This is a genomic window from Vibrio sp. Evd11 (assembly GCF_900382755.1).
GTDB lineage: Bacteria > Pseudomonadota > Gammaproteobacteria > Enterobacterales > Vibrionaceae > Vibrio > Vibrio lentus.
The window spans coordinates 1-11,929 of sequence record NZ_OSDX01000100.1; the positions used below are offsets into that span (position 1 = coordinate 1).

The window sequence follows — 11,929 nt, forward strand, 5'->3', positions numbered from 1 at the left end:
TATTAAATGCTGGTTTTAGTCAGGTGGTGAAAAACTAGGCACTCATGCGGTAGCCCTGCCTTAAGATCCTGTCTATGAGCTTACGATAGCAACAATGACTCTTCCAAGCCCACAGCACTCGCTTTGGGCTTGATTTTACTTAACTGAATTGTTCTTGATTTCTTTCTCTTCGGTTCACCAGACTCACTCAATCACGTCTAAAACATCAGGCTTTGAATCATTCCACACTGACTTAAAAATGAAATCACAACGAAACAAAAGTTTGAGTTAATGGGGCCGGTTATACACTGGGATTCCATCAGGAGGATCTATGAAACACTGCCCATCTTGTTCAACTGAACTGGTCGCAAGAGACGATGTACAAATTTGCCCACGCAATGAAATCGGCGACTGCTATTTTGATGGCTATGAGCAATATCAGCTCGAATATCATCAACTTAAAAACAACCAACAAGACTCAACTTTCGACATCGCAGACATTGTTGCCGATTAGCTGGCCAAAGCCTTAGTCGGTAACCTACCTACTTAGCTACTTAGCTACTTAGCTACTTAGCTACTTAGCTACTTAGCTACTTAGCTACTTACCAGTAAAGCGGTCATAAGTGAGACACTGGCAATGAATTTTTTCTCAAATATAGAGACACGAGCGGTTCAGATGAGCCCGTAAATAATTCTATGCAGTTGCCAACATTGAAAAAGCCCCGATGTAAGACACATCGGGGCTTTTGATACTTCTTCAACGCCACAAGTAATTGACGAATTAGATAATGGTTTAATCGAGGGCTACCACATTAGATCATCTGGGATCACGAAGTCTTTGTACGGGTCATCTTCGTCTACTTCATCTGAGCTTGAAGCTTGAGTATCAACGATAGATTCTTCGTCACGCATCGCGATTTTGTTCGCTACCGCAGTAGGGATAACAACATAGCTTTCGCCTTGACGCGCGATACTTAGAATACCTTTACTGAGTTGCTTTTGAGTCAGATCTTCTACGTAAAGATATTTAACTAGCGTACCATCGGTGAAGTTGTATTTGATCTCACCATTCTTCTGTTCGATCTTGTTCATCTCAATCAGTTGCTTCACTTGAGCTTTAATTTCTTTGCTCAACTGTTGTTCTTTCAACTGTTGGTTTAACTCTTTGTCTTTCGCTTGCTGCGCCAGTTTAGTTTCTTCTGCTGCCGCTTTTGCTTCACGAGACTGAACGCGAGACTTTTTAGAGCCCTTCTTCGCCTTCTTTAATTTTTTCTCATTTACCAAGCCAGCTTTAAGCATTTGCTCTTGGAGTGTTAACTTTGCCATGACTTTCCCAGTTCAGGATTAAAAACGACACTATCATACCTGTTTTTGAGGAATCTGTTTACTCAACAATGGCAAAATTTATGCTGATAGAGCAAGGCGGTTAGCGTTATCCCTTATCGTGATTCACAGCATCCATTTCTGATTATTTCTCGACCTATGATTTCCACGAAAACACCCCACTAGTGACTTAGCCTCAAATCCAAATCGTTCCTCTGTTTGTTAGCGTGCGCGCGTATCACTTATCATTCCGACAAAGCAATATGTTAATTATCAATGAGTAATTGAATTTATAAAACCATGGCATATATCTAATATTTGGATAATTCTGATAGAGTTATAACTCCAATGTCATAACTCTTCACTACGTTATTCTTTAAACCAATCAGTAAGGATAACGTGAAAATGAAAACTCAATGGACTTGCCTGAGTGCATTACTTGCATCAGCTTCATTCATCTCAACCTCAGCTATTGCAGATACCGATGTGTACCTGACCAACAACACCAACCAAGTGATGACGATTCAAACCAATCATACTGGTACCGACCTACTTCAGTTCGGTGATGAGTGGCAGCAACATGTTGAACAAATTGGCCCGTGGGAAACCAAAAAGCTGATCAGTTTCAACCGCTGGACAGGCGTGAAGTCCGGTAAGACATACGAGTTTGACACAGTAGTCTCAAATTCTATTGGGGAGAGCGTCACACTTAATCAAACCATGGAAGGACATTGGTACAACTCAACACTGCAACACGGATTGAGCGCAGCAGACGTCGACTTAACACTGCATGATGATCGTAATATTCATCGTAATTCAACCGATGCTTTTGATGTGAATACTGAACTTGCCTTCAAAGCTGATAACACCGCTCGCTACGATGATATTTACTACACCATCACCCCACAAAAAGTGGATGAGCAGCCCGAACCGGATGCCAACACACTGAAAGTGATGACCTACAACATTTGGGCTCTACCCGCTATCGCTTCGCACATCGGTGATCGTTACGACCTCATCCCTCAATACGTTAAGGGCTACGACGTATTGGCGCTTCAAGAAGTGTTTGCCAACGGACGAGATGAGTTCCTGCGTGAACTAGCGAAAGAGTATCCTTACCAAACCAAGATGCTCGATAAAGATGGCATCAACATCTATGACGGCGGCGTGATCATTGTGAGCCGTTATCCTATCGTCAACGAAGCACAGTACGTTTTTCCTGATTGCACCGGAACGGACTGCTTCGCAGACAAGGGCGTGAATTACGCTGAAGTCATCAAAAACGGCCAGGCTTACCACGTATTTGGTACTCATACAGCATCATTTGATACCGATACCGCTCGTGACTACCGACAGCGCCAATTTAAACAGATGCGTCAGCTTGCTCAATCACTGGAAATACCAACCTCAGAAACGGTTATTTACAGCGGTGACTTCAACGTGAACAAGCTGAAGTTCCCAGACGACTACCAACAGATGTTCGCTAACCTGCAAGCTGCTGAGCCTGAGTATTCAGGTTATACCGCTTCTACTTTTGACCCACGCATCAACAACTTTGCGGGTGAACCTATGTCGGGTGGTGAGAACGTTGAGTATCTCGATTATGTGGTAGTGAGCTCGGAATATGCAGCTAAAGCTCATAACGACAATCGCGTGGATATCCCAAGATCAACAAGCAGTGAGTTATGGAAACACTACAACCTTTCAGACCACTTCCCTGTTAGTGCTGTCATCAAGTAGCGCGGTGAACAGATAATGCATCGAGTTATATTAATCTTAATGCTCGTCGCGGTGACGAGCATTGTTGGCTACTCATGGTCATCAAAATCGATTGAAACACTGCAATCCTCTGTCCAACACACAGAAGCAAAAAAGCACGATTCTAAAACGAGTGATGACAATGGTCCCACATCAAATACGGCAAGCTTTTCAGACAATCGCGTTTCGCAAGGTAAACAAGTCCAAACTGAAAATCTGCACAGAAAAGCGTATGCAGAAAACCTAACTGAACTTGAATGTAAGACGTTACTAAAGGAACTCGATGAGTTTTGGACGCTTTGCCAACAGGTGGGTAATTGCACTGAACAACTCGCACAGTTGAAAACTGAGTTGCCGATAGAATGGTTTGAACTGTTAAGTGAATACCCGAAGCTCTCTGCTGATTGGCAACTAAGGGAAAGCACAATTCCACTTGAATCCGTTGACTCTTTGGAAGCGCGTGTTGAGCTGTTTAAGCAGTCAACACAAGAGGTTTGGGGAGAGTTAGCCCACCAGCTATTTGCCGATCAATTTGCGCATCTGGACTTTACGCTCAGATCAAACACGCTTGAGGAAGTTGAGCCCAGTGAGTTTGTCTTGCACTACCAAGATTTGATCTCGGAATGGGAAAGTAAAACAGGAACATTAAACGCAGATACTCCGGATCAAAAATACGAGCTTGCTGTTTCATTACTGCCAAACAGCTACAGCTCTGCCGAGTTAGCGACTATCAAGGCTGAACTTCAAGAGACATATTTAGATGCCGAACAGGCCGATAATATCGCTGTGCGTGAACAACAAGTAGCTCAACAACAACAGACGGTGATGACTTATCACGACCAACTTGATCAATTAAAATCGAGCTTAGACTCTCAACGCTCTGCAAGTCATGCCAATTGGGATACTCAGGAATGGAACTGTTACTATCAACAACAAGTAACTGAATTTCGTGAGCAGTTCTTCAGGAAATAAAGAGAGACAATAGTTATAACCAGATTAAATGAGGCCTTTACGAAACTGCGCCGGTGTTTTATTTAGCCAGCTTTTGAATGCTCGTCTGAAATTAGCGGGGTCGCTATACCCTAGCCTTTCGCCAATTTCATCGATACTCATTGCAGTGCCGAGTAACAACTCTTTGGCTAACTCGACGCGAACCTCGGTAAGTAATGTTTGATAACTCGAACCTTGAGTAGTTAAGTCTCGTCTTAATGTTCGAGAGCTACAGCCGAACTCGTAAGCAAGTTGTTCAATACTGGGGACACTGGCCGCGGTTTGATAGAAGATCGTTTTGATCTGATTTGTCAGTAGATGTTCAGAATCCAATGTCTCAACTATCGACTGACAAGAAGCAAGGTAGCGTTTTAACGTGGTCGCATCGTGAGTCAGCAAAGGTTGCGATAAAACGGAAGCATCAAAGCGCAGCTCACACATCCTTTGCTTGAAATGCACAGGGCAATCGAAACGGCTTTGATATCGCTCTGCGTAATTGGGTGGCGCATAAGGTAACGACAATTGGTTTATTGAAAGTGGCTCTCCGGTCAGTTCTTTAAACAGAGACACAACAGAGCTGAGAAAATACTCACTACAAAAAGGCAGCAAGTCGCCCACCTCTAACGTATTTTCAATTTGAATCGCCGCCAGATCCGAATCTACAAGCAACTTGACGGAAAATATCGGCCCATTTAAACGCAGATATTTGAAGCCTGATTTGATGGCCTCTGCTACATCTTGACTGGTCGACAGCGCATAGCCCAACACACCAAAGTGGCTCAAGCTTGCATGCTCTCCGAGCCATAAGCCCAACCCGTCATCAGGAAAGTGTTGATTGGCAATGCTGAACAGTGAGAGTTTGTCAGCGTAGGTCAACTTTCCATTCGGATCTCGTAAGTCCAAACCAGATAAGCCCGAACCAATCAACAGTTGTTCAATATCAACACCTCTTAGCTCTAAGGTGTTCAACAACAGCGCGACATCCAAAGTGCCCAATTGATGTCGATGCTCTGTTGGCATGTACTCAGCGAGAATGTCCACTCCACGCTCCCTATGTGCTTTCACTTTGTGTTCACGAATCATAACCAACCGACATGCACAAAACCGTGATGGAAGATTCACCTTTGTCCGGAAATGACCTCCCAATTAAATCGTTCTAACGACACAATAACACCAATTGTTAACATTATGTAAACGAGCGAGCCATGATACAGACTCAACCAGCCCCAGATAGCATTATTGACACAAACGGTCAGCCCATTATTGGGCACTTTGACGGCATTCCTCACGCTCTTAACATTGAACAGTTCGACTACCGAAACTCCATGGATGCAAAGGTCAACGCATGGCAAAGGCACTTCCACTATAAACAATTTCAGTTTGTCAGTATCGTTACAGCCACTCATATCATTGGTGTCGCCATTGCAGATATTCGTTATTTAGGCTCAGCCTTTGTTTATCTATACGACATCGAAAAAAACCAACTTGAAGAGTGTTCATGGCTACGCCCTTTGAGCCTAGATAAACAAGTGACCTCTTCACCGTTTCAAGGCATCACACACATCGCAGGACAAAGCATTGTGTTTGAAATTCACGATGGCGAATGGCATCTGGGACTCAAAACAAAAATCATCAATGCGGATGTCAGGTTCACTCCGCCAGCTAACAGCATTCCGATGGCAATGTGCAGCCCAACGGGATACTCAGGTTGGACGTTCACCCAAAAACACAATGCCTTAGCTGTATCTGGGCATATCGAAGCCAAAGGAAATATCATCGACCTAAACCAAGCACTTGCAGGGTATGATTTTTCCGCTGGATACATGAGGCGCGAAACCAGTTGGCGCTGGGCAAGCATCAATACACTTGCCGATCAGAAAACTATTGGCTTAAACCTAGCGGCAGGCGTGAACGAAACCGGTACTTGCGAGAACGTATTGTGGGTTGATGGCTCTAGACACCTACTTAACCCTGTGCACTTTATGTTTAACCGAGATGATATCGACCGCCCTTGGACGATCACATCGCAAGATGGGCGCATCAACCTGACGTTTACCCCTATTAACCAACGCAGTGAAAAGCTCAATTTATGGGTACTTAAAAGTAACTTCCGACAGTTCATCGGCCACTTTTCAGGTTCAATTCAAGACAACGACGGGATCATCCATCAGCTAGAGAAGGTGCTTGGTCTTACTGAAGATCATTTCGCACGCTGGTAGCGCGCCTAGTCACGAAGAAAAAAGGAACAGGAAATGGATATAGACGCACTGATCAATCACCCAGAATGGCTACTGCTTGTGTTGGCTCCCTTGTTTCTGCTTTGTATGTTGGCCGAGTATTTTATTGGCCAGAAGCAAGGTCGATTACCCGACAATTCGAGTTATAAATTGTCTGAAGTGCTCTGTAACTTTACGTTGGCGGGTATGCACCAGCTCTCCGATTTGTTAACCGGATTACTGATTGTTCAACTGTATCTTTGGTTATTCGGCTGGCACTTAATGGATATCGAAATGGGTGTGCTGAGTTTTATTGTGTTGATGGTTCTACAGGACTTTTTCTATTACTGGTTTCACAGGGCAAGCCACCGCGTTCGCTGGATGTGGGCGGCACACGTGGCACACCATAGTTCAGAAAGCATGAACTTCAGTACGGCTTTCCGTCAGAGTTTAATGTACCCATTTGCAGGCATGTGGTTATTTTGGGTACCTTTAGTCATCATAGGCTTTGACCCTAAATGGGTAATATTTGTGGTGCTTTTAAATCTCGGTTTACAGTTCTTTGTGCACACCCAATGGGTACGAAGCTTAGGACCATTGGAATACCTCTTCAACACACCCTCTCACCATCGCGTACATCACGGCAGAAACCCGCAATACATCGATAAGAACTACGCCGGTGTTCTTATCATCTGGGACAAGCTATTCGGTACCTTCGAACCTGAAGTCGAAACGGTACGTTACGGCGTCACTAAACCTGTAAACAGTTTTAACCCGATAACAGTGACCTTTCAAGAATGGAGAAGCTTGTTCAAAGCGATACAAAGCCAAGAACTGACGATCAAGCAAAAGCTGAGGTTTATCTTCTCGCCTCCCTCCGATTAAGTAGATTGATGAGCGCTAATACACCTTATGGAAGTCGATGAGATTGAATGTAAGATCGCTTAACCAAAAGTCACCATCTAAGTCGGCACCTTGCACGTATCTTTTGTCGCCCATCTCTAAAGTGACAATGTACTTTCCCGCAATGAGCCCCTCTACCATATAGAATCCATCGCTTTCGATTTCACTCGAATATTCCGTGCCTTTTTGTATGTGTTTGAAGTGTAAATATGCGTTATCTTCCAGCGTTCCCTCTACTGTGCCGTCAACGCCAAATGACACAACCATTTCGATATGAGCATGGGTCAACCCGACTTGTTTAGTATTCACAAATACAGGGTGTTAAGTTAAGGTCAAGCGCACCTTCATCGATATAGATAGGCAGATTGTCTCGTGCGGGAACACTTGAGAATTCGAAGCGCCCTTTTGAATCGCTTACCGCACGTTGGTCCAGTATTTGTAAGCTCACACCCGCGATAGGTTGCTTGTGGTGATCATAAACAATTCCCGTCAGCTTAGAATGATTGTATTTATTCCACTCAACGAACTCGCCTATGCTCTCATCAAAATAGGTTTTCGCGCCAAATTCAGTGGTCACCTCCACACCATAACGGTCTTCGTTCCCTTCCAATTTGAAGAGCAGATAAGGGTTCACACGCGCTTCTAGAGAAGCCGAAAATGACACCTCTTGCTTTTGATATCTTGCGGATACATTGGTCGTAAGTTCTTGAAAAGCATCAAGTGGGTCCAATATGCACTCTTTGCACGCGTTCCTTAACGAAAACTCGGTTCGTTCATGGTGTCCGGAGCCATTCACTGTGCCCGAGACATTCCAAGAGGTGTCTGAAAATCCGCTCTTGGCTAACCCTATTGTGTGAAGATAATCGTCTTTATGGGAGCTCTTGATATAACGATAGTCTCCAGCGTAAGAGAGAAATAAGTTGGGAGATATCTTGGTGTTAAACTTGGGCTCGACACTCAATTCCTTCTCGTCATCTCTCACCGTCAAAAATGCCGTTAGGTTGGCTAGAGACAGGTTATATTTGAAGACGTGGTACTCCATCGACTCCAAATCTAATTCATCGGTTTTATTGAGCTCTATCGAAGCGGATTGATCGCTTCCCAACAAAATATCAAACTCCATTGGAAAGCGGTCGAAATCAGGTAACCAACCGATGTGGCCTGCAAACCAATGGGTGGGTAAGTATCGTCCCTGAAAGCCAATCAAGTCCTTACCGTCTTGTCTCATAAAGGCACTGCCTACGGTGAAGTAATCCGCGAGTCCATACTCCAAAGACACGGCACCTGCTCGATCTGCCCCTTCATTCCCGACGACTTGAACACCCCATTCGTTACTCGGAAGAAAGGCATCTTCTAAACCTGCAACCGTGATCTCTTCTTCTCTCCAAACTCCCTTTGATAGGTAGTAACGGAACTTGATGGTGTCACCGGGTGAGATGTTGTCTTCTTCAACAACAAAACGGCCAAATTCATCGGAGCGATACGTGGTTTGATAGATGCCATTCACCAATACATCAATACATCAATACTAATGTTAGGTTGGGTCGTACGTTCTAATTGCAGGTTACCAAACTCAGGTTGTCGCTTTCGATTAGTGTAATAAAGGCCGTCTTCCAACGTTTGATTAACGGTAAAAACGCTGCCATCCAATAACACATGACCTATTTCTAAAGAGCCTTCACCTTCATGAGCTTCTACCGCAATGTTGTAGTAAACGATGGGGTTATCTTCTCGTGAGTCTATAGACAATCGAGATACCGAGTTCTCGGTTGTTAGGATGGTATCGGAAATGGCGTAAACATCACCGCCGGTTTCGCTGTCATGATAAACAGAAGTAGCGATTCGAGTCGCCAAACCTACCGTAGCCTGCGGTTCAATCGCCGGGATATTGCCCGCACGCTTTAACGCTTCAGCTTTCTGCCGTGATTCATTTTTCATCTTAGAGATAACCGTCTCTAACTCTGTCAATGAGCTAAATTCAGGAGAGACGGTTAGCCGATAATCATCAATATCCCAACGCACTTTGGCCGGAATACACGCTTGTAAACTGTACCAATGAATGTCGGTTTCTGCGTCAATCACTTCATATTTAATCGACTGGATATTGTTTTCATCGTGATTATTGTTTTCATCGCGATAGCAGATAGCTTGCTCAGTATCGACAATATACGGAGGGGATTCTCTGCCGACATCTTGTGGCAGATAGATTTCGCAGTATCCACTTTCATCACATTGACCGTTCATTTCCAACAATGAAAACGCAGCGTTTGAGATGGAGATAAAGGGCTCTTCGTAGTCGTCCATCATGACACGGTAAAAGCTATCTCCAACTCGACCAACGCGCACTTCGATATGAGCAGGATACAGTTCGCTCGCCTCTGGGTTCACTTCTGAATGCGCCGCCAAAGACAGAGACAAAAAGAACAACAACAGGGCATGCCAAACCAAACGTCTAAGCATTTTACTTTACTTGAGTCGTCTGCACTCTCGCTACAAAACGCATTCGAACAACGAGTTTTCGTTTTGAACCAACGAGACCTTCGACCCTTTTGGCAAAGGTTTAGTCAGTTCAGCATTGCGGAGCAACACGACTTTTTCAATATGGTCGTCAACGTTCAGTTTGGCATTGAACTGGAAGTTACCGTCATTACGAATCGTAATGCTTTGTTCATCACAGTGATACTTAACATCTTGTACTGGCACCCCTTTCTGAACATAAACAGGTACATAGCTGTTGATGTGGAAGTTAAGTTCAAAAGCCGACCCATCATTCGATTTAGCCTTTCCCGACAAGTCGACTTCCGATAAGTCTTTCGCTTTGGCGATAGGAGAAAACCATAAATACGCACGATATTCGCCCTCAGGCATATCCGCTGGCAATGCTGTCATTCGTAAACGAACAGTACGTCGTTGATTTGGCTTCAACTCACGAATAATCGGGGGCGATACTTTAATCCAGTTCGCGATGTTCTCTGACTCCGTCACACTCATATCAGTTCGCACCAAGCCACTGGCCTTTACAGGACGGTAAATCGGCTTTATCTCCAAGCGAATGGGTTGATCGGAGTTATTTTCGACAACAATCTTTTCCGTTACAGACGTATCAGCATCAAGAACAAAACGAGTCGGAGCGATCAGGAGTTGAGCATAGGCTTGAGCGGTGAAAAGTAAGCCGAAAACGCATGAGATAAACAACTTCATTTATCATTAACCTCAAAGGGGATAGTACTGGTATAAACACCGGCAGGATGATTAGCGCCAATTTTCACTTTTGCGCCAATACACAATAATTTGGTTCTGCCGTTGCCTTTTATTTTGGCTCGGCCTCGTTTTGATAACCCACAACCAAAATAGAACTTCCGAATACGAAGCCGCTTGGATTTACGAGAATGGTTTAGGTATTGCTTTGAAGGAAGAGAAACCACAATTTTTTTCCCTGGTTCTCCTTCAACATAAAAACGCACGACATATACCTGGCTATTCGCCGGGTTAGCATCGGCATTTTGTCCAGATCCAGAGATATACATACCTGGAAACTTTACTTCCATATTTTCTGGAATAATTTCTAATGCATATAATGAAAAAGAAAAAACCATGATGGCAGTACAAAGGGAATGTTTTAAAAATAGTTTCATAGTAAAAGCGACTGATAAATAGCAGTCGCTATTATTAGACTTGTTTTATATCAATTACTGGTAAGTAACATCTACTGCAACGTTTGCAGTATAAGTACCAGCAACTAATGTTGCACTTGAAGTACGTGCTGTGCCACCAATATTAAGATCCGCACTACCACCAGTAAGAGTAATAGCGTTATTAAAGTCGAATTCTGCTGCAATCGTATTTACACCGTTAACTAAGTTAGTATCAGAAATACTTACTGTTACTGCATCACCAGACTCTCCAGAAAGAGTAAATGCCGCAGATCCTGCATCACCTTGAGCGATAACAACATCTGTTGTGTTATCTGAAGTGATGATACCAAAGTCAAGATCACTTGTTTTTGTCATCGTAATTGCTTGTTTTACTTCTAGTGTTGCATCAAAAGTGTCACTCACAGCGAAAACGTTCGCTGAAGAGATAGAAAGTGCAGAGACAGCAACAACCTTAAAAATTTTGTTCATTTCTTTAATCCTTTATATAAAATCGGCTTTATTATTAGGGTTACCTAATAGTTAATCAGAGTTAACAATTAAGTAACAGAAATCCTATTTAGAAAATATATACATTTACACTAATTTATAAAGAAATGAGGCGCAGTGAGAATAAGATCACGCAAATTGACACAAATAACACTAGCAAAAATAGTGGTATTTAAACAATTCCACTAAATAGATATAAAACTGGTTTTACATTTAATTCCTTTATTTTTGTACGCCATTATTTTTCATGAAAGATAATTCCATTAAAATAACCAAATATAAAGGAGAACAATAAACACTTATTTAATTAAGGTTAATTATTATATAGATAACCGTATTGCAATATAGTCTCAAAAGTGAAACAGATCAGCATTAGCCTCAAGCTGTAATAAAATTGAAATATTACCACTCCTTTTATTATCCAATTAAAACAACGCGCCTATAAAGTATTAAAAATGAGACAAGTAGAACTCACCAATTAAGTTAATTTCTTAACTCATAAATACCAGAAATTAATTAAGGCTAAGAAGATTGTATAGTAGATGAACGTCTTTCTGGGTACAGGGCGCGAGCATACTTTGATTGATTGATTTATAACCCAAAGAAGACTCGAGCCCG

Annotated in this window: 10 protein-coding genes and 1 pseudogene; 5 read left to right on the forward strand and 6 right to left on the reverse strand. The window is 43.0% G+C overall.

Going from position 1 to position 11,929, the window contains the following annotated elements:
- The first annotated feature begins 310 nt into the window (after positions 1-310).
- Positions 311-493, forward strand: coding sequence for a hypothetical protein (locus tag ED652_RS22910; protein WP_017077989.1), 183 nt, complete (start codon positions 311-313; stop codon positions 491-493).
- 290 nt (positions 494-783) lie between these two features.
- Here the strand turns inward: ED652_RS22910 and ED652_RS22915 are convergent, their stop codons facing one another.
- Positions 784-1,305, reverse strand: a complete 522-nt coding sequence (locus ED652_RS22915) for a DUF2058 domain-containing protein (RefSeq protein ID WP_004734880.1) — start codon at positions 1,303-1,305, stop codon at positions 784-786.
- A gap of 402 nt (positions 1,306-1,707) precedes the next feature.
- On the opposite strand from ED652_RS22915, the gene ED652_RS22920 reads away from it, so the two are divergent.
- Complete coding sequence (locus ED652_RS22920) at positions 1,708-3,042, forward strand: sphingomyelin phosphodiesterase (protein ID WP_122056276.1); 1,335 nt, start codon at positions 1,708-1,710, stop codon at positions 3,040-3,042.
- A 39-nt stretch (positions 3,043-3,081) separates the two neighbouring features.
- Positions 3,082-4,032, forward strand: a complete 951-nt coding sequence (locus ED652_RS22925) for a chromosome partitioning protein ParA (protein WP_122056277.1) — start codon at positions 3,082-3,084, stop codon at positions 4,030-4,032.
- A gap of 24 nt (positions 4,033-4,056) precedes the next feature.
- Here the strand turns inward: ED652_RS22925 and ED652_RS22930 are convergent, their stop codons facing one another.
- Positions 4,057-5,091 carry an AraC family transcriptional regulator gene (locus ED652_RS22930; RefSeq protein WP_122056278.1) on the reverse strand — a complete coding sequence of 345 codons (1,035 nt, stop codon included), beginning with the start codon at positions 5,089-5,091 and terminating at the stop codon, positions 4,057-4,059.
- Positions 5,092-5,255: 164 nt separating this feature from the next.
- Here ED652_RS22930 and ED652_RS22935 point away from each other — a divergent pair, with 164 nt between their 5' ends.
- Positions 5,256-6,269 (forward strand): DUF2804 domain-containing protein, encoded by a 1,014-nt coding sequence (locus tag ED652_RS22935; protein WP_122056279.1) that lies wholly within the window; start codon positions 5,256-5,258, stop codon positions 6,267-6,269.
- A gap of 33 nt (positions 6,270-6,302) precedes the next feature.
- Positions 6,303-7,151: a sterol desaturase family protein gene (locus ED652_RS22940; protein WP_122056280.1), complete on the forward strand. Its 849-nt coding sequence runs from the start codon at positions 6,303-6,305 to the stop codon at positions 7,149-7,151.
- A gap of 15 nt (positions 7,152-7,166) precedes the next feature.
- Here the strand turns inward: ED652_RS22940 and ED652_RS22945 are convergent.
- From ED652_RS22945 to ED652_RS22960, 4 genes and pseudogenes are all read right to left on the reverse strand, one after another.
- Positions 7,167-9,629, reverse strand: a pseudogene (locus ED652_RS22945) (carboxypeptidase-like regulatory domain-containing protein).
- Between the two features lie 30 nt (positions 9,630-9,659).
- On the reverse strand, positions 9,660-10,370 hold the full coding sequence (locus ED652_RS22950) for a molecular chaperone (protein WP_122056281.1): 711 nt from the start codon (positions 10,368-10,370) through the stop codon (positions 9,660-9,662).
- Complete coding sequence (locus ED652_RS22955; RefSeq protein WP_254051734.1) at positions 10,367-10,804, reverse strand: DUF4402 domain-containing protein; 438 nt, start codon at positions 10,802-10,804, stop codon at positions 10,367-10,369. Before ED652_RS22955 ends, ED652_RS22950 begins: the two co-directional genes overlap by 4 nt.
- Positions 10,805-10,858: 54 nt before the next feature.
- A complete protein-coding gene (locus ED652_RS22960) occupies positions 10,859-11,293 on the reverse strand; it encodes a DUF4402 domain-containing protein (protein ID WP_122056282.1) in 435 nt (144 codons plus the stop codon).
- Positions 11,294-11,929 lie beyond the last annotated feature (636 nt).

What these genes read in the sequence shown, in the direction of transcription:
- ED652_RS22935 (WP_122056279.1), top strand. Translation starts at nt 5,256, where the DNA reads ATGATACAGACTCAACCAGCCCCAGATAGCATTATTGACACAAACGGT.
- ED652_RS22915 (WP_004734880.1), bottom strand. Translation starts at nt 1,305, where the DNA reads ATGGCAAAGTTAACACTCCAAGAGCAAATGCTTAAAGCTGGCTTGGTA.
- ED652_RS22925 (WP_122056277.1), top strand. Translation starts at nt 3,082, where the DNA reads ATGCTCGTCGCGGTGACGAGCATTGTTGGCTACTCATGGTCATCAAAA.
- ED652_RS22955 (WP_254051734.1), bottom strand. Translation starts at nt 10,804, where the DNA reads ATGAAACTATTTTTAAAACATTCCCTTTGTACTGCCATCATGGTTTTT.
- ED652_RS22960 (WP_122056282.1), bottom strand. Translation starts at nt 11,293, where the DNA reads ATGAACAAAATTTTTAAGGTTGTTGCTGTCTCTGCACTTTCTATCTCT.
- ED652_RS22940 (WP_122056280.1), top strand. Translation starts at nt 6,303, where the DNA reads ATGGATATAGACGCACTGATCAATCACCCAGAATGGCTACTGCTTGTG.
- ED652_RS22920 (WP_122056276.1), top strand. Translation starts at nt 1,708, where the DNA reads ATGAAAACTCAATGGACTTGCCTGAGTGCATTACTTGCATCAGCTTCA.
- ED652_RS22950 (WP_122056281.1), bottom strand. Translation starts at nt 10,370, where the DNA reads ATGAAGTTGTTTATCTCATGCGTTTTCGGCTTACTTTTCACCGCTCAA.
- ED652_RS22910 (WP_017077989.1), top strand. Translation starts at nt 311, where the DNA reads ATGAAACACTGCCCATCTTGTTCAACTGAACTGGTCGCAAGAGACGAT.